18 protein-coding genes are annotated in these 19961 nt (G+C 64.6%); 15 read left to right on the top strand and 3 right to left on the bottom strand.

Annotated elements, in window-relative coordinates; translation table 11 throughout:
* The first annotated feature begins 10 nt into the window (after positions 1 to 10).
* The 14 genes from F6X59_RS22095 (at position 11) to F6X59_RS22030 (ending at position 15096) form a co-directional block, all read left to right on the top strand.
* Positions 11 to 1633 (top strand): methyl-accepting chemotaxis protein, encoded by a 1623-nt coding sequence (locus tag F6X59_RS22095; protein ID WP_346653937.1) that lies wholly within the window; start codon positions 11 to 13, stop codon positions 1631 to 1633.
* 5 nt (positions 1634 to 1638) lie between these two features.
* Positions 1639 to 2145, top strand: a complete 507-nt coding sequence (locus F6X59_RS22090) for a chemotaxis protein CheW (protein ID WP_152958125.1) — start codon at positions 1639 to 1641, stop codon at positions 2143 to 2145.
* Positions 2142 to 3395: a protein-glutamate O-methyltransferase CheR gene (locus tag F6X59_RS22085; RefSeq protein ID WP_152958124.1), complete on the top strand. Its 1254-nt coding sequence runs from the start codon at positions 2142 to 2144 to the stop codon at positions 3393 to 3395. The genes F6X59_RS22090 and F6X59_RS22085 overlap by 4 nt, the downstream gene beginning before the upstream one ends.
* Complete coding sequence (locus tag F6X59_RS22080) at positions 3392 to 4057, top strand: chemotaxis protein CheW (RefSeq protein WP_152958123.1); 666 nt, start codon at positions 3392 to 3394, stop codon at positions 4055 to 4057. The genes F6X59_RS22085 and F6X59_RS22080 overlap by 4 nt, the downstream gene beginning before the upstream one ends.
* Complete coding sequence (locus F6X59_RS22075) at positions 4054 to 6336, top strand: hybrid sensor histidine kinase/response regulator (RefSeq protein ID WP_152958122.1); 2283 nt, start codon at positions 4054 to 4056, stop codon at positions 6334 to 6336. Before F6X59_RS22080 ends, F6X59_RS22075 begins: the two co-directional genes overlap by 4 nt.
* On the top strand, positions 6333 to 7346 hold the full coding sequence (locus F6X59_RS22070; RefSeq protein WP_152958121.1) for a chemotaxis response regulator protein-glutamate methylesterase: 1014 nt from the start codon (positions 6333 to 6335) through the stop codon (positions 7344 to 7346). Before F6X59_RS22075 ends, F6X59_RS22070 begins: the two co-directional genes overlap by 4 nt.
* A 51-nt stretch (positions 7347 to 7397) precedes the next feature.
* Complete coding sequence (gene wspR / locus F6X59_RS22065) at positions 7398 to 8402, top strand: Wsp signal transduction system regulator diguanylate cyclase WspR (protein ID WP_152958120.1); 1005 nt, start codon at positions 7398 to 7400, stop codon at positions 8400 to 8402.
* Between the two features lie 92 nt (positions 8403 to 8494).
* Positions 8495 to 9590 (top strand): peptide chain release factor 2 gene (prfB, locus tag F6X59_RS22060; protein ID WP_152958119.1). Its coding sequence is split into 2 segments (ribosomal slippage): positions 8495 to 8566 and positions 8568 to 9590, totalling 1095 coding nucleotides; the frame shifts between segments, so codons are not numbered across the junction.
* Between the two features lie 93 nt (positions 9591 to 9683).
* A complete protein-coding gene (lysS, locus tag F6X59_RS22055) occupies positions 9684 to 11186 on the top strand; it encodes a lysine--tRNA ligase (RefSeq protein ID WP_152958118.1) in 1503 nt (500 codons plus the stop codon).
* 106 nt (positions 11187 to 11292) lie between these two features.
* Positions 11293 to 11997, top strand: a complete 705-nt coding sequence (locus tag F6X59_RS22050) for a TetR/AcrR family transcriptional regulator (protein WP_152958117.1) — start codon at positions 11293 to 11295, stop codon at positions 11995 to 11997.
* A gap of 29 nt (positions 11998 to 12026) precedes the next feature.
* A complete protein-coding gene (locus F6X59_RS22045; RefSeq protein WP_152958116.1) occupies positions 12027 to 12575 on the top strand; it encodes a hypothetical protein in 549 nt (182 codons plus the stop codon).
* A 25-nt stretch (positions 12576 to 12600) separates the two neighbouring features.
* Entirely contained in the window at positions 12601 to 13878 is a 1278-nt protein-coding gene (locus F6X59_RS22040; RefSeq protein WP_346653933.1) for a flavohemoglobin expression-modulating QEGLA motif protein, read from the top strand.
* Positions 13850 to 14773: an alpha/beta hydrolase gene (locus F6X59_RS22035; protein ID WP_152958115.1), complete on the top strand. Its 924-nt coding sequence runs from the start codon at positions 13850 to 13852 to the stop codon at positions 14771 to 14773. The genes F6X59_RS22040 and F6X59_RS22035 overlap by 29 nt, the downstream gene beginning before the upstream one ends.
* Positions 14770 to 15096, top strand: coding sequence for a hypothetical protein (locus tag F6X59_RS22030; RefSeq protein WP_152958114.1), 327 nt, complete (start codon positions 14770 to 14772; stop codon positions 15094 to 15096). Before F6X59_RS22035 ends, F6X59_RS22030 begins: the two co-directional genes overlap by 4 nt.
* A gap of 180 nt (positions 15097 to 15276) precedes the next feature.
* Here F6X59_RS22030 and F6X59_RS22025 read toward each other — a convergent pair whose 3' ends face one another.
* The 3 genes from F6X59_RS22025 to F6X59_RS22015 form a co-directional block, all read right to left on the bottom strand.
* Complete coding sequence (locus F6X59_RS22025; RefSeq protein WP_152958113.1) at positions 15277 to 16068, bottom strand: OmpA family protein; 792 nt, start codon at positions 16066 to 16068, stop codon at positions 15277 to 15279.
* A 50-nt stretch (positions 16069 to 16118) separates the two neighbouring features.
* Positions 16119 to 16532, bottom strand: a complete 414-nt coding sequence (locus tag F6X59_RS22020; RefSeq protein ID WP_152958112.1) for a DUF4398 domain-containing protein — start codon at positions 16530 to 16532, stop codon at positions 16119 to 16121.
* 272 nt (positions 16533 to 16804) lie between these two features.
* Entirely contained in the window at positions 16805 to 17149 is a 345-nt protein-coding gene (locus F6X59_RS22015; RefSeq protein WP_152958111.1) for a pilin assembly protein, read from the bottom strand.
* Between the two features lie 169 nt (positions 17150 to 17318).
* Here F6X59_RS22015 and ppc point away from each other — a divergent pair, with 169 nt between their 5' ends.
* Complete coding sequence (ppc, locus tag F6X59_RS22010) at positions 17319 to 19946, top strand: phosphoenolpyruvate carboxylase (protein ID WP_152958110.1); 2628 nt, start codon at positions 17319 to 17321, stop codon at positions 19944 to 19946.
* The last annotated feature ends 15 nt before the right edge of the window (positions 19947 to 19961 follow it).

The following is a 19961-nucleotide window of genomic DNA, read 5'->3' as shown; positions in this document are numbered from 1 at the left end:
AGGGCTGAATGTGAAGAACTGGACCTTGCGCCAACGGATCCTGGCAAGTTTCGCCGTGATCATCGCCATCATGCTGCTGATGATCGTAGCCGCCTACTCGCGGCTGGTGACGATCGAAAGTGCCGAGGAGGCCGTGGGGACAGACAGCATTCCAGGTGTCTACTACAGCTCGATGATCCGCAGCGCCTGGGTTGACAGCTACGTCACCAGCCAGCAGCTGGTGGGCCTGTCCAACCGCCGTGAAATCACCCCGGCCGACATGGAGCTGTTCAAGAGCTTCGAGGATCGCCTCAAGCAGTACATGGCCAGCTACCAGGGCACCATCCAGGATACCGACGACCAGGAGCGCTTCGACACCTTCGTCAAACTTGAGGAAAACTACCTGAAGATCGTCGGCCAGGTGCTTGAAGCTTATCGGCAGCACAACTACGCCGAAGCCGAACGGCTGATTGTCGAAACGCTCACCCCGGCCTGGGTGGAAGGGCGCAAGCACCTCAACACGGTGATCGAGCACAACCGTCAGTCGGCAGACGCGGCGACCCATGAAATTGTCAGTGCCGTGAGCACTGCCAAGGGCAGCATGATGGTCTCGCTGCTGCTGGCGATCGTGGCTGCCGGCATATGCGGCTTGCTGCTGATGCGCGCCATCACCGCACCGGTACAACGCGTGGTGCATGCCCTCGACAAACTGCGTTCGGGCGACCTGAGCATGCGCATGAGCCTGGACCGCAAGGATGAATTCGGCGCCATCGAAAGCGGCTTCAACGAAATGGCCGAAGCCTTGGCCAACCTGGTGGCCCAGGCGCAGCGCTCGTCGGTGCAGGTGACCACGTCGGTCACCGAGATTGCCGCCACCTCCAAGCAGCAGCAGGCCACCGCCACCGAAACCGCCGCCACCACCACCGAGATCGGCGCCACCTCGCGTGAAATCGCCGCCACCTCGCGTGACCTGGTGCGCACCATGACCGAGGTTACCTCCGCCGCTGACCAGGCCTCGAGCCTGGCCGGTTCTGGCCAGCAGGGCCTGGCGCGCATGGAAGAAACCATGCACCAGGTGATGGGCGCCGCCGATCTGGTCAACGCCAAGCTGGGCATCCTCAACGAAAAGGCCAGCAACATCACGCAGATGGTGGTGACCATCGTCAAGGTGGCCGACCAGACCAACCTGCTCTCGCTCAATGCCGCCATCGAGGCGGAAAAGGCCGGCGAATATGGTCGTGGCTTTGCCGTGGTCGCCACCGAGGTGCGGCGCCTGGCCGACCAGACTGCCGTGGCCACCTACGACATCGAACAGATGGTGCGCGAGATCCAGTCGGCGGTGTCGGCCGGGGTGATGGGCATGGACAAGTTCTCCGAAGAAGTGCGCCGGGGCATGTTCGAGGTGCAGCAGGTGGGTGAACAACTGAGCCAGATCATTCACCAGGTCCAGGCCCTGGCGCCGCGGGTGCTGATGGTCAACGAGGGCATGCAGGCCCAGGCCACTGGTGCCGAGCAGATCAACCAGGCGTTGGCTCAGCTCAGCGATGCCAGCACCCAGACGGTGGAGTCGCTGCGCCAGGCCAGCTTCGCCATCGATGAGTTGAGCCAGGTGGCCGCCGGCCTGCGCGGTGGTGTATCGCGCTTCAAAGTCTGACCACCATGACCGACCTGCATTCTTCCCCGGCAGCGGTGGCCAGCGCCAAGGGCACGCTGTACCTGCAGTTTCGCCTCAACCAGCAGCGCTTTGCCCTGGATGTGCGCGAAGTGATCGAGGTGCTGCCACGCCGGCCGCTCAAGCCGATTGCCCAGGCGCCGGCCTGGGTGGCTGGCATCCTGGCGCATCGTGGTGTCCTGGTGCCAGTGGTCGACCTCAGCGCGCTGAGCTTTGCCCAGCCGGCTGCCGAGCGCACCAGCACGCGTCTGGTGCTGGTGCGTTACCGTCACGAACAGGTGCTGGGCCTGATCCTTGAGCAAGCGACCGAAACCTTGCGCTGCATGGCGGATGAGTTCCAGCCCTATGGCCTGGACAACGGCGAAGCGCGCTATTTGGGCCCGGTCCGCCAGGACGCCCAGGGCCTGCTGCAACGGATAGACGTGGATGACCTGCTGACAGAGCGCGTGCGCGAACTGCTGTTCCCGCAAGCGCCAGAACAGGTGGCGCCATGAGCGAGCAACGTTTCTTCCGCTTCCTGCAGGAGCGTATCGGCCTGGATGTCGAGTCGGTTGGCGTGCCGATGGTGGAGCGGGCCCTGCGCCAGCGCTGCGTCGCGTTGCATGCCGCTGATCTGGATGACTACTGGGTGCGCCTGCAGCAATCGCCGGATGAGCAACTGGCCCTGATCGAGGCGGTGATCGTCCCGGAAACCTGGTTCTTCCGCTACCCGGAGTCGTTCACTGCGCTGGTCGGCCTGGCCCAGAAACGGCTGGCCGAACTGGCCGGTGAGCGGCCATTGCGCCTGCTGAGCCTGCCGTGCTCCACCGGCGAGGAACCTTATTCGCTGGCCATGGCCTTGCTCGATGCGGGTATGAACCCGGCCGATTTTCGTATCGACGGTATCGATATCAGCCCTAGCTCGGTAGCCAGAGGCATACAGGGCGTCTATGGGCGCAACTCGTTCCGCGGCACCGACCTTGGCTTTCGCGAGCGGCATTTCCGTGAACATGAAGACGGCCACAAGCTGGATGAGCGGGTACGCCAGCAGGTGAATCTGGAAGTGGGCAACGTGCTCGACCCGGCGTTGGCCGGCCGCAATGGCCAGTACGATTTCGTGTTCTGCCGCAACTTGCTGATCTATTTCGATGTACCGACCCAGCAGCGGGTGTTCGAAGTGCTCAAGCGCCTGGCGCAACCGCAGGGCGTGTTGTTCATTGGCCCTGCCGAAGGCAGCTTGCTGGCGCGGTTGGGCATGCGGCCGCTGGGCATTGCCCAGTCGTTTGCCTACGTTCGTCAGCCTGCCGATGTGCCGGCTGTACCCGCCCAGCCTCTACGGCAGCTGCCCGCTGCGGTGGTTTCAAGCCGCCCGCGGCCCGCATCGGTGCCACCTGCGCGGCCCCTGCGTGTGGTGCCACCTGCTGCCTTGGCAGCCGAACCGCAGGAGAGCGAAAGCGAGTTGCTGGCCAACATCGCGCGCCAGGCCAATGCCGGTGACAGCGCCCAGGCCCGCGCCAGCTGCGAGCGCTACCTGCGCCAGTTCCCACCCAAGGCCCAGGTCTATTACTGGCTGGGGCTGCTGAGCGATACGCAAGGTGATGCACAGCAGGCGTTAAGCCTTTATCGCAAGGCACTGTACCTGGAGCCGCAGCATCCTGAGGCATTGTTGCACCTGGCCACGTTGCTGGCTGCCCAGGGTGACGAAGCCGGTGCCCGCCGCCTGCAGGAACGTGCGGCACGTGCTGGCCGGGAGTCTGAACGATGAAAGCCGAACACGCGATCGAGCTGCTGGCCAATGACGATGAGCGCATCGACGACTGCTGGAACCGTATTGGTGTACACGGCAACAAGGACTGCCCATTGCTGGAGCGGCATATCCATTGTCGCAACTGCGAAGTCTACGCCGCGGCGGCCACGCGCCTGCTTGACCGCTATGCGCTGATCGAAACGGACCTGGCGCATGAAACCGCGCCCGCCGAAACCTCGGCCGGGCGTTCGCTGCTGCTGTTCCGCCTGGGCGAGGAGTGGCTGGCCCTGGCCACTGCCTGCCTGGCCGAGATCGCCCCCCTGCAACCGGTGCATTCGTTGCCGCATCAACGCTCCCGGGCCCTGCAAGGGGTCGCCAATGTGCGCGGCGCGCTGGTGCCGTGCCTGTCATTGGGCGACCTGCTGGGCGTGGAGCGTTTGTCCGAGCAGGCGCGCAGCGGTCGGGCGATGCCGCGCATGTTGATCCTGGCAGCGTCGGGTGGGCCGGTGGTCATGGCGGTGGACGAGATCGACGGCATTCACCGCCTCGATACCACTTTGCAGGGTGCGACCGAGGATGCCGCACCGTTCACCGCTGCGGTCCTGCAGTGGCGGGGGCGCAGTGTGCGGGTGCTGGACGATCAACATTTACTGTCTGCCGTGCAGCGGAGCCTGTCATGACCCCAGAGCAAATGCGCGACGCATCGCTGCTCGAACTGTTCAGCCTGGAGGCCGAGGCGCAGACCCAGGTGCTCAGTGCCGGGCTGATGGCACTGGAACGCAACCCGACCCAGGCTGACCAGCTGGAAGCCTGCATGCGTGCGGCCCATTCGTTGAAAGGTGCGGCGCGCATCGTCGGCATCGATGCCGGTGTCAGCGTCGCCCATGTCATGGAAGACTGCCTGGTGGCGGCCCAGGAAGGCCGGCTGCTGTTGCGCGCAGAGCACATCGATGCACTGCTGCGCGGCACCGACTTGCTGATGCACATCGCCATGCCCGGCGATCCGAATGGCGAGGCATTGGTGCCGGCGTTCCTGGTGCAGATGGCCGGCCTGCTCGACCCTGCTGGCGCGTCGGTAGCGGCAGCGGTTGCACTTGAGCCGGCGCTGCCCGTGGCCCCACCATCCCAGGCTGATCCTGAGCCGATGGCGCCTGTCGTCGAGGCCGAGCCCGCTGCACCGCGCAAGGCCGGCAAGCGCACAGGCGAGGGCAGCGAGCGGGTTTTGCGGGTGACCGCCGACCGCCTGAACAGCCTGCTCGACCTGTCGAGCAAGTCATTGGTCGAGACCCAGCGCCTCAAACCTTACCTGGCCACCTTGCAGCGCCTCAAGCGCATGCATGGCCAAGGCATGCGGGCCCTCGACGGCCTGAAAACGCAGCTTGAAGACAGTGGCCAAAGCTCCGAAGTGCTGGATGCACTGGCCCAGACCCAGCGCCTGTTGCTGGAAACCCAGCAGATCCTGCAGCAGCAGGCCGCCGACCTCGACGAGTTTGGCTGGCAGGCCAGTCAGCGAGCTCAATTGCTGTACGACACGGCATTGGCCTGTCGCATGCGCCCGTTTGCCGATGTGCTCACTGGCCAGAGCCGGATGGTTCGCGACCTGGGGCGTTCGCTTGGCAAGCACGTGCAATTGCAGATCGAAGGCGAGAAGACCCAGGTTGATCGCGACGTGCTGGAAAAGCTCGAAGCGCCCTTGATCCATTTGCTGCGCAATGCTGTCGACCACGGCATCGAGCTGCCTGAGCGGCGCCTGCTGGCGGGTAAGCCGGAGGCAGGCACGATCCGCCTGCGCGCCTCGCATCAGGCCGGGTTGTTGATCCTCGAGTTGAGCGATGACGGTGCTGGCATCGACCTTGAACGGCTCAAGCGCAACATCGTCGAGCGCGGCCTGTCGCCGGCCGATACCGTGGCGCAGATGAGCGAGGCCGAGCTGCTGACCTTCCTGTTCCTGCCGGGCTTCAGCCTGCGCGACAAGGTCACCGAAGTGTCCGGCCGTGGTGTCGGCCTGGATGCGGTGCAGCACATGGTCCGCGACCTGCGCGGTTCGATCGAGCTGATCCAGCTGCCCGGCCAGGGCTGTCGTTTCCACCTGGAGGTGCCGCTGACCCTGTCGGTGGTGCGCAGCCTGGTGGTGGAAGTGGGTGGCGAGGCTTATGCGTTCCCGCTGGCGCATATCGAGCGCACCCTTGAGGTGGCGGCTGATGACATCGTGCAGATCGAGGGCCGCCAGCACTTCTGGCACGAGGGCCGGCATATCGGCCTGGTGGCTGCCAGCCAGTTGCTCAATCGGTCGGCAGGGCAGGGGGAGGCCAGCAGCCTGCGGGTGGTGGTGATCCGTGAGCGCGAGCAGCTTTACGGGGTGGCCGTGGAGCGCCTGGTTGGCGAGCGGGTGCTGGTGGTGATGCCGCTCGACCCGCGCCTGGGCAAGGTCCAGGACATCTCCGCGGGTGCCTTGCTGGACGATGGCTCGGTGGTGTTGATCATCGATGTCGAAGACTTGCTGCGCTCGGTCGAAAAACTGCTCAGCACGGGCCGCCTGGAACGTATCGAGCGCGGCGCGCAAGGGGCACGAGGCGCCAGCCGCAAGCGCGTCCTGGTAGTCGACGACTCGCTCACCGTGCGCGAACTGCAACGCAAGTTGCTGAGCAACCGTGGTTATGACGTAGCGGTGGCGGTGGACGGCATGGACGGCTGGAATGCCCTGCGCAGCGAAACGTTCGACCTGCTGATCACCGACATCGACATGCCGCGCATGGATGGCATCGAACTGGTCACTCTGGTGCGCCGCGACCAGCGGTTGCAGTCGCTGCCGGTGATGGTGGTGTCGTACAAGGACCGTGAAGAAGATCGCCGGCGTGGCCTTGACGCGGGGGCCGACTACTATTTGGCAAAGGCCAGCTTCCACGATGATGCGTTGCTGGATGCCGTGGTGGAGCTGATCGGAGGTGCTCAGGGATGAAGGTCGCCATCGTCAACGATATGCCCATGGCGGTAGAGGCGTTGCGCCGGGCCCTGGCCTTCGAGCCGGCGCACCAGGTGATCTGGGTGGCCAGCAACGGCGCCGAAGCCGTGAGCAAGTGTGCCGAGGACACCCCCGACCTGATTCTCATGGACCTGATCATGCCGGTGATGGATGGCGTCGAGGCGACCCGGCGGATCATGGCCGAAACGCCTTGTGCCATCGTCATTGTCACGGTCGACCGCAAGCAGAACGTGCACCGGGTATTCGAGGCCATGGGCCATGGCGCGCTGGATGTGGTCGACACCCCCGCAGTGGGGGCGGGTGACGCACGTGAGGCAGCGGCGCCGCTGCTGCGCAAGATCCTCAATATTGGCTGGTTGATCGGCCAGCAGCGGCCCGGCGCCAGCAAGTCGGTCGCCGCTCCCCTGCGCGAGGCCTCCCAGCGCAGTGGCTTGGTGGCCATTGGCTCGTCCGCAGGCGGCCCGGCAGCGCTCGAAGTGCTGCTCAAAGGCCTGCCGCGAGGCTTTGGCGCCTCGATCGTGCTGGTCCAGCATGTTGACCAGGTGTTCGCCGCTGGCATGGCCGAATGGCTCGCCAGCGCCAGCGGCTTGCCGGTGCGCCTGGCCCGCGAGGGCGAACCGCCTCAGCCCGGGCAGGTGCTGCTGGCCGGCACCAACCACCACATCCGCCTGCTTCAGGGAGGCCAGCTGGCCTACACTGCCGAACCTGTCAATGAAATCTACCGGCCCTCGATCGACGTGTTCTTCGAGAGTGTGGCGCGCTACTGGAACGGCGATGCGGTGGGCGTGCTGCTCACCGGCATGGGCCGTGATGGCGCCCAGGGCCTGAAGCTGATGCGCCAGCGGGGCTTTCTGACGATTGCCCAGGACCAGTCCAGCAGTGCGGTCTACGGCATGCCCAAGGCCGCTGCGGCTATCGATGCTGCAGTGGAGATCCGCCCGCTGGAACGCATTGCCGGGCGCTTGATGGAACTCTTCGCAAAATGACGACTTGTATTGAATCGCGCCGCCTGGGCGGCCGTGGTCAGGTGAATTCGAATGACTGATCTACCGATCGAAGGGTTCGCGACCCCCAATGAAAACATGGCGATGGTCCTGCTGGTCGATGATCAGGCGATGATCGGCGAAGCGGTCCGTCGTGGCCTGGCCCACGAAGAGAACATCGACTTCCACTTCTGCGCCGACCCGCACCAGGCGGTGGCCCAGGCCATGCGCATCAAGCCCACGGTGATCCTTCAGGACCTGATCATGCCCGGCCTGGACGGCCTGACCCTGGTGCGCGAGTACCGCAACAATTCGGCCACCCGGGACATCCCGATCATCGTCCTGTCGACCAAGGAAGACCCGCTGGTCAAGAGCGCAGCCTTCGCCGCCGGTGCCAACGATTATCTGGTCAAGTTGCCAGACAACATCGAACTGGTGGCGCGCATCCGCTACCACTCGCGCTCCTACCTGACCCTGCTGCAGCGCGACGAGGCCTACCGCGCCTTGCGTGTCAGCCAGCAGCAGTTGCTCGACACCAACCTGATGCTGCAGCGGCTGATGAACTCCGACGGCCTCACCGGCCTGTCCAACCGCCGCCACTTCGACGAATACCTGGAGCTGGAGTGGCGCCGCGCCATGCGCGAGCAGCAGCAGTTGTCGTTGCTGATGATCGATGTCGATTACTTCAAGGTGTTCAACGACAGCTTCGGTCACCTGGCCGGTGACGAGGCGCTGCGCCAGGTCGCCGAGGCCATTCGCGGCTCCTGCTCGCGGCCGACCGACCTGCCGGCGCGTTATGGTGGCGAAGAGTTTGCCCTGGTGTTGCCCAACACCTCGCCCGGCGGTGCACGCCTGATCGCAGAAAAGCTGCGCCAGACCGTGCTCGGCCTGAACATTGCGCACAGTGCGCCGACGGCGGACTCGCGGCTGACCGTGAGTATCGGCCTGGCAACCCTGACCCCGGCCATCGGCAGCCATTGCCGGCAGCTGATTTCGGCGGCGGACAAGGGCCTGTATCTGGCCAAGAACAGCGGGCGCAACCAGGTCGGCATTGCCTGAGGCCGATGCGGCTGCCCAACGGGCTGCCGCCGCTCTTTGGATGGGTTATACTCGCGGGCTTTTCACCGAATTCGCACGAGAGCTGCCCGCCCATGGAAATCCAACCGATTCTGAACACCATCAAGGACCTCACCGAGCGTTCGCAGTCCATTCGGGGGTATCTTTGACTACGATCACAAACATGATCGTCTGGTCGAAGTAAACCGCGAGCTGGAAGACGCAGCCGTCTGGAACAAGCCCGAGTACGCCCAGGCCCTGGGCCGCGAGCGTGCCATGCTGGCGCAGGTCGTCGAGACCCTGGACAAGATGGCCAACGGCCTTGCCGACTGCAAGGACCTGCTCGACATGGCTGTCGAGGAAGGTGACGAAGGCGCTGTGAGCGATGTCGAGACCGAGCTGCAGGCCCTGGAAGAATCCCTGGCCCAGCTTGAGTTCCGTCGCATGTTCAGCGGCGAGATGGACATGAACAACGCCTACCTGGACATCCAGGCCGGCTCCGGCGGCACCGAGGCGCAGGACTGGGCCAACATCCTGCTGCGCATGTACCTGCGCTGGGCCGACAAGCGTGGCTTCGACGCCACCATCATCGAGCTGTCCGAAGGTGAAGTCGCCGGCATCAAGGGCGCCACCGTGCACATCAAGGGCGAGTACGCCTTCGGCTGGCTGCGTACCGAAATCGGTGTGCACCGCCTGGTGCGCAAGAGCCCGTTCGACTCCGGTGCGCGTCGCCACACCTCGTTCTCGGCGGTATTCGTGTCCCCCGAGATCGACGACAAGGTCGAGATCGAGATCAACCCGTCCGACCTGCGCATCGACACCTACCGCTCCTCCGGTGCCGGTGGTCAGCACGTGAACACCACCGACTCTGCGGTACGTATCACCCACGTGCCGACCAACACCGTGGTGGCCTGCCAGAACGAACGCTCCCAGCACGCCAACAAGGACACCGCCATGAAAATGCTGCGGGCCAAGTTGTACGAGCTGGAAATGCAGAAGCGCAATGCCGCCTCGCAGGCGCTGGAAGACAGCAAGTCGGACATCGGCTGGGGCCACCAGATCCGTTCCTACGTGCTGGATGACTCGCGCATCAAGGACCTGCGTACCGGCGTCGAGCGCAGCGACTGCCAGAAGGTCCTGGACGGCGACCTCGACCAGTACCTGGAAGCGAGCCTCAAGCAGGGGCTGTAAGCCGCACATCACTGCCGCGCTACCTGGCCACCCGCCGGTAGCGCGTGCCCTGCCCGAAAAGGGCAACGAATACCTGATGGAAAGAATGACGACATGAGCGACCTCAAGACCGAATCGCAAGACCTGCAACAGGAAGAAAACGCCCTGATCGCCCTGCGCAAGGAAAAACTTGCCGCAGAGCGTGCCAAGGGCAATGCCTTCCCCAACGACTTCCGTCGCGACAGCTACTGCAACGACCTGCAGAAACAGTACGCGGACAAGACCAAGGAAGAGCTGGAAGCAGCCGCGATCCCGGTCAAGGTTGCCGGCCGCATCATGCTCAACCGTGGCTCGTTCATGGTCATCCAGGACATGACCGGCCGTATCCAGGTCTACGTCAACCGCAAGACCCTGTCGGAAGAAACCCTGGCCGCGGTCAAGACCTGGGACCTGGGCGACATCATCAGCGCCGAAGGCACCCTGGCCCGTTCCGGCAAGGGCGACCTGTACGTCGAGATGACCAACGTGCGCCTGCTGACCAAGTCGCTGCGCCCGTTGCCGGACAAGCACCACGGCCTGACCGACACCGAGCAGCGCTACCGCCAGCGCTACGTCGACCTGATGGTCAACGAAGAAACCCGCCACACCTTCCGTGTGCGTTCGCAGGTGATCTCGCACATCCGCAAGTTCCTCATCGAGCGTGACTTCCTTGAAGTCGAAACGCCGATGCTGCAGACCATTCCCGGCGGTGCAGCGGCCAAGCCGTTCGAAACCCACCACAACGCCCTGGACATGGCCATGTTCCTGCGGATCGCGCCGGAGCTGTACCTCAAGCGCCTGGTGGTCGGCGGCTTTGAAAAGGTGTTCGAGATCAACCGCAACTTCCGCAACGAAGGCGTTTCGACTCGTCACAACCCTGAATTCACCATGCTCGAGTTCTACCAGGCCTACGCCGACTACCGCGACAACATGGACCTCACCGAGGAACTGTTCCGCGAGCTGGCGCTGCTGGTACTGGGCACCACCGACGTACCGTACGGCGACAAGGTGTTCCACTTCGGCGAGCCGTTCGCCCGCCTGTCGGTATTCGACTCGATCCTCAAGTACAACCCCGAGCTGACCGCTGCCGACCTGCAGGACGTCGACCGTGCCCGCGACATCGCCAAGAAGGCCGGTGCCAAGGTGCTGGGCCACGAAGGCCTGGGCAAGCTGCAGGTGATGATTTTCGAAGAGCTGGTCGAGCACAAGCTGGAGCAGCCGCACTTCATCACCGAGTACCCCTTCGAGGTGTCGCCGCTGGCCCGTCGCAACGACGACAACCCGGCCGTGACCGACCGCTTCGAGCTGTTCATCGGTGGCCGCGAGATCGCCAACGCCTACTCCGAGCTCAACGATGCCGAAGACCAGGCCGAGCGCTTCCTGGCCCAGGTGGCCGAGAAGGACGCCGGTGACGACGAAGCCATGCACTACGACGCCGACTTCGTTCGCGCCCTGGAGTACGGCATGCCGCCGACTGCCGGTGAAGGTATCGGTATCGACCGCCTGGTGATGCTGCTGACCAACTCGCCGTCGATTCGCGACGTGATCCTGTTCCCGCACATGCGCCCACAGGCCTGAGTGAACTGAACAAGCCGCCTTTCGGGGCGGCTTTTTCTTGCCTGTACACTTGTATTGGCTGTACCGGCCAACCCCTGTCCATGAGGTAACCACCGTGACACCCGCAATGGCCCAACAAGGCGCCGCCGGCATCGCCACCGCCGTCGCCGAGAGCGTGCAGTACCAGGGTCGCAAGACCGCCCGTCAAGGCAGCGAACAGCGCCGCCAGCTGATCCTCGACGCTGCCATGCGCATCGTCGTGCGCGATGGCGTGCGTGGCGTGCGCCACCGTGCGGTGGCCGCCGAGGCGGGTGTGCCGCTGTCGGCCACCACTTACTACTTCAAGGACATCGAAGACCTGCTCACCGACACGTTCGCTCAGTACGTCGAGCGCAGCGCCGACTACATGGCCAAGCTCTGGGCCAACACCGAGGTGGTGCTGCGCCAGCTGCTCGCCCAGGGTGATGGCAGTGTGCAGTCGCGGGCGCGGCTGGCGGACGAAATCGCCCGCATGACCGCCGACTATGTGCAGCGCCAGTTGCTCAACCGCCGCGACTTCATGATGGCCGAGCAGGCCTTCCGCCAGGAGGCCTTGCTGTGCCCGCGCCTGGCCGAGCTGGTGCGTGCGCACGAGCAGATTCTGCTGCACGGCGCCCGCCAGCTGCTGCAGGTGGTCGGCTCGCAGCAACCGGAACAGGACGCCCAAATGTTGACGGCGATTATCGAGCAGATGGAATATCAGGGCCTGCTCAAGGATGCCGATGCGCAAGCCGATGGGCAGATGCTCGCTATGCTTACCCGTTACCTGCACCTGGTGTTGGCATCGGCCTGAGCTGTGACCGAACTTTCAAGGAGAACCTGATGAAAGCCTGGCGTGTGGTGTTGTTGACGTTGTCATTCCTCCTGCTGGGCGGTTGTCTGGTGACCTTTCATGAGCCGCTGCCGAGCAACCAGGCGGCGCCCAAGGCCTTGCTCGGCAAGTGGAGCAGCAAGGATGCCTGGGGCGAACCGCTGAAGCTGACCATCAGCCGCAGCGGCGGCGATGCCTACAAGGCGGTGGCCACGGCCAAAGGCAAGGCGCCGGAGGAATACACCTTCACCGTGTCGCGCCATGGCAACCGCTGGTACCTGTCGGCTGGCGTGCCCAAGCGCCTGGGCGGCAACTTCCTGATTGGCGGTTTCGACATCGTCGATGGCAAGGAACTGGTGGTCTACAACCTTGATGTCGAGCAAGTGCAGCAGGCAGTCGAGAAAAAGGAACTGAGCGGGCGCAGCACGCAGATTCCGGAAGAAAGCGAACAGGGCGTGCTGATCGACAGCCCGTCGCCACGTGTGCTGGCCTACCTGGATGACCCGGCCAACTCCGACCTGTTCGTCGAAGTGGCGCGCTTCCAGCGCAGCGGCAAGTAGTCAGGACCAGACCAAGGAGTCCTCCGTGGACGAGTACCAGCAAACCATCCGCGCCCTGTCCGACCGCATCGTCGCGGCACAGACCCCGATCCGGGTCCTCGACGCGGTGAAATGGGACGACAACATCCGCCAGGGCTTTCTCAAGGCCAAGGGCAAGGAGCCGCCCGCCGTTGACCGCGATTACTACCTGGCCCGCCCGTTGGCGTTCGACTCCAGCGCGGTGAAGGCCGAGTTCCAGGCCATCGAGCGTGACATCATTCGCCAGCTCGGCCAGTTCAACCCGGTCGGGCAGATCATGAAGCGCATGTGCCGCGAATACCGCATGGTTGTGCGCATGCTCGAAGCCCGCGGTACCGAAGACTTCGGGCTGATCTCCCAGGAACTGTACGGCGCGGCCTCCGACGCCTTCCACGCCGGTGACCCGACCCTGGCCGACCTGGGGCTGATGCTCTCGGACTACCTGAACAACATCGACGGGCGCGGCGACCTCAAGGACGAGCCGAAGAACCTGACCGCCAAGGAGGCCGTGGACATCCTCCAGCGCCGCCTGAACAAGGTGTTTGGCGAGGCCGAGGAAACCATCCGCGTGTTCGAGTCGGACGGTATCGTCGCCGATGCCGCAGCCGGTGCCGACTACATCAAGGTGCGCGCCGATGCCATGTTCAACAACCGGGACGTGCGTGCGCTGGAGGTGCATGAAGGCCTGGTGCATGTGGGCACCACCCTCAACGGCCTGAACCAGCCGATCTGCACCTTCCTGGCCAAGGGCCCGCCCTCGTCGACGGTGACCCAGGAAGGCCTGGCCATCCTCATGGAGGTGATCGCCTTCGCTTCCTATCCCAGCCGCCTGCGCAAGCTGACCAACCGCACCCGCGCCATCCACATGGTCGAGGAGGGCGCCGACTTCCTGCAAGTGTTCGACTTCTTCCGCGAGCAGGGCTTCGAGATGGCGCAGAGCTACAGCAACGCCAGCCGGGTGTTCCGCGGCTCGGTGCCCAATGGCCTGCCATTCACCAAGGACTTGTCCTACCTCAAGGGCTTCATCATGGTTTACAACTACATTCAGTTGGCCGTGAAGAAGGGCAAGCTCGAACAGATTCCGCTGCTGTTCTGCGGCAAGACCACTCTGGAAGACATGCGCACCCTGCGTCAGCTGGTCGAGGAAGGGCTGGTGGAGCCGCCCAAGTACCTGCCGGAGCAGTTCCGCGACCTCAACGCGCTGTCGGCCTGGATGTGCTTCTCCAACTTCCTCAACCACTTGAGCCTGGATCGCATTGAAGCCGACTACGCGAACATTCTCTGAGCGCTGCCGCCTGCTGGTCCTGAGCATGCTCCTGCTCGGGCTGGGCGGTTGCAGCAGCCTGCTGTTCTACCCGGAACCCGGCGAGCCGTTCACCCCGGAGCGGGCCAAGCTGGAATACCGCGATATCAGCCTCACCACCGCCGATGGCTTGCGCCTGCACGGTTGGTGGCTGCCGGCCAAGGCGGGGGTAGCAGTCAAGGGGACGGTGCTGCATCTGCACGGCAATGGCGGCAACCTGCCGGGCCACCTGGGCGGCAGCTATTGGCTGCCGGAGCAGGGTTACCAGGTGCTGATGGTCGATTACCGTGGCTATGGCCTGTCCGAGGGCACGCCTAGCTTGCCTGAGGTCTATCAGGACATCGACGCGGCGATGGCGTGGCTGGACCAGGCGCCCGAGGTCAAGGGCAAGCCCCTGGTGTTGCTCGGCCAGAGCCTCGGCGGGGCGATGGCGATCCACTACCTGGCGCAGCACCCCGAGCAGCGCCAGCGCTTCAGTGCCTTGGTGTTCGACGGTGTGCCAGCCAGTTACCGTGGGGTAGGGCGCTATGCCTTGAGCACCTCGTGGATGACCTGGCCGCTGCAGGTGCCGCTGTCCTGGCTGGTGCCAGACGGCGACAGTGCAATCCGTTCGATCGGGCAGCTGAGCAGCCCGCCGAAGCTGTTCTTCCACAGCATCGACGACACCTTGGTGCCGATGGCCAACGGCATCCGCCTGTACCAGCAGGCACCGGCCCCGCGGGTGCTGCAACTGACCCGAGGCGGCCACGTGCAGACCTTCGCCGACCCGGTGTGGCGCCAGGTGATGCTGCGCTTCCTTGATGACCCGAGCCATTTCAACGGCCTGCGGCGGCTTGCCGAAGTGCCCAACTACCCTGACGAGAAGAACAAGCAATGAGTGAAGAACGCAACGCCATCCCGCTGATCCTGACCGGTGTCGGCAGCATCATCGTGACGGTGGGGGCCCTCTGGTACTACGGCTACCTGCATTTCGCCAAACCTGAGGATGCGCTGCTGCTGCAGGACTTCACCATGCTCAAGACGATTCCTGGCGAGGACTACAAGGTCTCCCTGGATGCGGCGCCACAGGTGGCCCAGTGCGTGGATGGCGTGCTGGTGCTATTCGATACCGAGCAGAAGGGCCTGACGGGTGTGCTGGTGGACAACCGCAAGCGCGCGGTGCGCTGCTTGGGGCAGGAGACGCCGCAGCAGGTGCAGTGATCCAGAATTTCTAGCGGCTGTCCCGGCCCTTTCGCGGCTAAAGCCACTCCCACAGGTACTGCGCAACCCTTAAGTGTTGTGCTGACCTTGTGGGAGCGGGCTTGCCCGCGAAGAGGCCGGAACAGGCAAAAGAAAAGCCCCGCATCGATCGCGGGGCTTTCTCATTTCAGCTGACCAGCCTTACTGCTGAATCTGGCTCACCGAACGCGGTGCCACCGGCTGGTTGTCGTTGGAGATGGTCACCTCCACCCGACGGTTCTGCGCACGGCCCGAGTTGCTGCCGTTGTCCGCCACCGGGTATTCCTTGCCATAACCCTGGGCGACGACACGCGCCGGGTCCACGCCTGCACGTACCAGCGCCGCGCGCACGCTGGCGGCGCGGCGTTCGGACAGGCCCTGGTTATAGTTGGCCGAGCCAACGCTGTCGGTGTAGCCCTCGACAATCACCTTGCGCTCCGGGTTCTCCTGAAGGAACTGGGCCAGCTTGGTGATGTTCGGGTAGGCGTTGCTCTTGAGGGTGGCCTTGTTGAAGTCGAACAGCACGTCACCAAAGGTCACCAGGGTACCGCGGTCGGTCTGCTTGGCGTTGAGGCTGTCCTGCAGCTTGGCGATCTGCGCGTCGCGGGCATCGAGCTTGGCCTGGGCACGCTGGGCCGAGGCGTTCTTCAACTCGTTTTCGGCGGTGCGCAGGGCGATGGTTTCCTTGGCCACCTCGATACGCTGGTTGGTCAGGTAGGCGAGCTGGTCGACCTTCTTGCTGTCTTCACGGTCCATGAAGGCCTTGTCGGACTTGTTCAGCCAGTCCTGGGCATCCTTGGTCTCGAGCGCGGCCACCTTGCTCGACTGCGGGTCGCTCTGCAACGCCGAGAAGTTGCTGCGGGCCGACTCCAGGTTGGGGTTCGGGTCGTGGGAGCAGGCGGCGAGGCCGATGCTCACGGCCAGCAGGGCGGGAATCATGACGTAGTTGCGCATAGTGTTCATCCTTTGATCAGTTGCGAAGGCTAGGGTTGGCATGGCGGCGCTCATTCAGCGCTGCGCAGGCCTTCCTGACGCACGTCCTGAACGCCCTGGCGGGCATCCTGCACGGCCTTCTGGGCCTTGGCTGCCTGGGCCTTGCGCTCGGCGACGCGGGCGTCCCATTCGGCCTGCTCGGCCAGGCGCTTGGCCTCGTCATACTGCTTGTCGTGCATGGCGATTTCGGCCTGCTTGAACTTGTCCTGGGCCGCTTTCATTTCCACGGCAGCGAACTCGGTACCACCGGCACTGACGGCGGAGTTCACGGCGGACTGGGTGACGGCGTACTGCTCGGTAGGCGGGTTGCCTGCACAGCCGGCCAGGACCAGGCTACTGCCCAGGGCCAGCGCGGCCAGCTTCAACCCGCGAACGTGGCCGGACGTAGCTTTCGGGTTGCGGGTGTTGATGGTGGTCAGTTCCATTGGATCACTCCTGATTACGACGATGTCCATAGCAGTCCATCGCTCAATCCCTGACATTGCCTGCGCTTGCGCTGAACGATGCACCACGGCAGGTGTGCAGGGTTTTAGCGTGATGGCTATTGGCTGGGACTTGACCGTTTTTTGAAAGGTTCAGAAAAAGTTGCCTGGGCTGCCTAACTTTTTCTGACTGGTCGGTCAGCGGTTGTACCTGGAACTTCGCTGTCTGGAACGGGCATCCGGGCCCGTTGCAGGCCCGGAAAGTCAGGAGGAATTTAGTTGCCGCTGTCGCCGTCGGTGTTGCTGAGGTCGTGCAGGTGGCGCCGTGACAGCGCCAGAAAGCGCGGGGTCGGGCCGATGTCTTCGTACAGCGGGTCACCCTCCTCGTCAGTGGCGATGACCTTCTGGCCCTGCACGTAGGGGAAGCTGGCTTCTATCTCCTCCAGCGCGGCGGCGACCAGTTCGCCGAGCAGTTCCTCGGCGGTGCGTTTGGGGTACATGTCGATCAGGGCGGCCAGGCGTGCCTCGGACTCCAGGTCCAGGTGCAAGGCATGGCCGGTGGGGCTCAGGGTGCCGGCGGCATTCTGTTCCCAGTGCTGGGCGAGTTCGCGGATTTTCATGATGACCTCTGTCAACGCCAGTAAAGGCTGCAGTGCATCGGACTGCGCTGCCTTAACTTTAGTTTGCTTTGCGCGATCGCGGCTTGCCATCGCGCCCCGGCAGTGGGCACTCTTGGGCCAGTGCTGTTTCCTGAGCAGAGCGTGGCGAGCCGCGCCGAAGAGAGGGCCAATGACTGATATCGATGTGCGCCTGCGTGAAGATGTCCATGTGTTGGGGGAGTTGCTCGGCGAGACCATTCGCCAGCAGCACGGTGATGCGTTCCTGCAGAAGATAGAGGACATTCGCCACAGCGCCAAGGCCGACCGCCGCGGCGCTGGCGAGCAGTTGAGCTCGACCCTGGCCGACCTTGCCGAAGAAGACCTGCTGCCGGTGGCGCGAGCTTTCAACCAGTTCCTCAACCTGGCCAACATGGCCGAGCAGTATCAGCTGATTCGCCGTCGCGATGCCGGCCAGCCAGAGCCGTTCGAGGCGCGGGTCTTGCCCGAACTGCTGGCTCGCCTGAAGCAGGCCGGGCACAAGGATGACGCCTTGGCCCGGCAACTGGCCAAGCTCGATATCCAGCTGGTGCTGACCGCGCACCCGACCGAAGTGGCGCGGCGCACGTTGATCCAGAAATACGATGCCATCGCCGGCCAGCTGGCCGTGCAGGACCACCGTGACCTGACCCCCGCCGAGCGCGAGCAGGTGCGTGAGCGCCTGCGCCGGCTGATCGCCGAGGCCTGGCACACCGAAGAAATCCGCCGCACCCGGCCAACCCCGGTGGACGAGGCCAAATGGGGCTTCGCGGTGATCGAGCATTCGCTGTGGCAGGCCATTCCCAACCACTTGCGCAAGGTCGACAAGGCGCTGTTCGACGCCACCGGCCTGCACCTGCCGCTGGAAGCTGCGCCCATTCGCTTCGCCTCGTGGATGGGCGGTGATCGTGACGGCAACCCCAATGTCACCGCCGCCGTGACCCGTGAGGTGCTGCTGCTGGCCCGCTGGATGGCCGCCGACCTGTTCCTGCGCGATGTCGATGCGCTGGCGGCCGAGCTGTCCATGCAGCAAGCCAGTAGTGCCTTGCGTGAACGTGTGGGCGACAGTGCCGAGCCGTACCGGGCATTGCTCAAGCAACTGCGCGACCGCCTGCGCGCGACCCGCGCCTGGGCCCAGCTCGCGTTGACCAGCAACCCGCCGGCCAGCGCCGAGGTGCTGGTGGACAACCGCGACCTGATCGCCCCGCTGGAGCTGTGCTATCAGTCGTTGCATGAGTGCGGCATGGGCGTGATCGCCGACGGCCCATTGCTCGACAGCCTGCGCCGGGCGGTGACCTTCGGCCTGTTCCTCGGTCGCCTGGATGTGCGCCAGGACGCAGCCCGGCACCGTGATGCGCTGGCGGAGATTACCGATTACCTGGGCCTGGGCAGCTATGCCGACTGGGACGAAGAACAGCGCATCGCATTCCTCCAGGCCGAATTGAAGAATCGCCGGCCGTTGCTGCCGGCGCACTTCAAACCCCAGGCGGAGACCGCAGAAGTGCTGGCCACCTGCCGTGAGATCGCCGCTGCACCGGGCGCATCGCTGGGCTCGTACGTGATTTCGATGGCGGGCGCGGCCTCTGATGTATTGGCTGTGCAACTGCTGCTCAAGGAAGCCGGCCTGACCCGGCCGATGCGCGTGGTGCCGTTGTTCGAAACCCTGGCCGACCTGGACAACGCCGGGCCGGTGATGCAGCGCCTGCTCGGTCTGCCGGGCTATCGCGCCAGCCTGCGCGGGCCGCAGGAAGTGATGATCGGTTATTCCGACTCGGCCAAGGACGCGGGCACCACGGCGGCTGCCTGGGCTCAGTACCGTGCCCAGGAAAACCTGGTGCGCATCTGCCGCGAGCATCAGGTCGAGCTGCTGCTGTTCCATGGCCGTGGTGGTACGGTCGGCCGTGGCGGCGGCCCGGCCCATGCGGCGATCCTGTCGCAGCCCCCGGGCTCGGTGGCAGGGCGGTTCCGCACTACCGAACAGGGCGAAATGATCCGCTTCAAGTTCGGCTTGCCGGGCATCGCCGAGCAGAATCTCAACCTATACCTGGCCGCCGTGCTCGAAGCCACCTTGCTTCCACCACCACCACCAGAGCCCGCCTGGCGCGCACTGATGGACCAGCTGGCGGCCGACGGTGTGAAGGCCTACCGCGGCGTGGTGCGGGAAAACCCCGACTTCGTCGAATACTTCCGCCAGTCCACTCCTGAGCAGGAACTGGGCCGCCTGCCGCTGGGCAGCCGCCCGGCCAAGCGCCGTGCCGGTGGCATCGAAAGCTTGCGGGCGATCCCGTGGATCTTCGGCTGGACCCAGACACGCCTGATGCTGCCGGCCTGGCTGGGCTGGGAAACCGCCCTGAGCAATGCCTTGGCGCGGGGCCAGGGCGAACTGCTGGCGCAGATGCGCGAGCAGTGGCCGTTCTTCCGCACTCGCATCGACATGCTGGAAATGGTCCTGGCCAAGGCCGATGCGCAAATCGCCGAGGCCTACGACCAACGTCTAGTGCAACCAGGCTTGCTTCCTTTAGGTGCGCACCTGCGCGACCTATTGTCGCAGTCGTGCCAGGTGGTGCTGGGCCTGACCGGGCAACCGGTGCTACTGGCGCATAGCCCCGAGACCCTGGAATTCATCAGCCTGCGCAACACCTACCTGGACCCGCTGCACCGCCTGCAGGCCGAGTTGCTGGCCCGTTCGCGCAGCCGCGAAGCCGCTCTGGACAGCCCGTTGGAGCAGGCCTTGCTGGTGACCGTGGCAGGGATTGCCGCGGGCCTGCGCAACACCGGTTGACGCCAGCTGTTGCGG

This window comes from Pseudomonas sp. MN1F (assembly GCF_009391885.1).
In the GTDB taxonomy this organism is placed as follows: domain Bacteria; phylum Pseudomonadota; class Gammaproteobacteria; order Pseudomonadales; family Pseudomonadaceae; genus Aquipseudomonas.
Note: the sequence above shows the minus strand (reverse complement) of the source record. Positions and strands in the feature narration are given on the sequence as shown.

What these genes read in the sequence shown, in the direction of transcription:
- ppc (WP_152958110.1), top strand. Translation starts at nt 17,319, where the DNA reads ATGACTGATATCGATGTGCGCCTGCGTGAAGATGTCCATGTGTTGGGG.
- F6X59_RS22075 (WP_152958122.1), top strand. Translation starts at nt 4,054, where the DNA reads ATGACCCCAGAGCAAATGCGCGACGCATCGCTGCTCGAACTGTTCAGC.
- F6X59_RS22030 (WP_152958114.1), top strand. Translation starts at nt 14,770, where the DNA reads ATGAGTGAAGAACGCAACGCCATCCCGCTGATCCTGACCGGTGTCGGC.
- F6X59_RS22085 (WP_152958124.1), top strand. Translation starts at nt 2,142, where the DNA reads ATGAGCGAGCAACGTTTCTTCCGCTTCCTGCAGGAGCGTATCGGCCTG.
- F6X59_RS22080 (WP_152958123.1), top strand. Translation starts at nt 3,392, where the DNA reads ATGAAAGCCGAACACGCGATCGAGCTGCTGGCCAATGACGATGAGCGC.
- F6X59_RS22050 (WP_152958117.1), top strand. Translation starts at nt 11,293, where the DNA reads ATGGCCCAACAAGGCGCCGCCGGCATCGCCACCGCCGTCGCCGAGAGC.
- F6X59_RS22015 (WP_152958111.1), bottom strand. Translation starts at nt 17,149, where the DNA reads ATGAAAATCCGCGAACTCGCCCAGCACTGGGAACAGAATGCCGCCGGC.
- lysS (WP_152958118.1), top strand. Translation starts at nt 9,684, where the DNA reads ATGAGCGACCTCAAGACCGAATCGCAAGACCTGCAACAGGAAGAAAAC.
- wspR (WP_152958120.1), top strand. Translation starts at nt 7,398, where the DNA reads ATGACTGATCTACCGATCGAAGGGTTCGCGACCCCCAATGAAAACATG.
- F6X59_RS22020 (WP_152958112.1), bottom strand. Translation starts at nt 16,532, where the DNA reads ATGGAACTGACCACCATCAACACCCGCAACCCGAAAGCTACGTCCGGC.
- F6X59_RS22090 (WP_152958125.1), top strand. Translation starts at nt 1,639, where the DNA reads ATGACCGACCTGCATTCTTCCCCGGCAGCGGTGGCCAGCGCCAAGGGC.
- F6X59_RS22025 (WP_152958113.1), bottom strand. Translation starts at nt 16,068, where the DNA reads ATGCGCAACTACGTCATGATTCCCGCCCTGCTGGCCGTGAGCATCGGC.
- F6X59_RS22045 (WP_152958116.1), top strand. Translation starts at nt 12,027, where the DNA reads ATGAAAGCCTGGCGTGTGGTGTTGTTGACGTTGTCATTCCTCCTGCTG.
- F6X59_RS22070 (WP_152958121.1), top strand. Translation starts at nt 6,333, where the DNA reads ATGAAGGTCGCCATCGTCAACGATATGCCCATGGCGGTAGAGGCGTTG.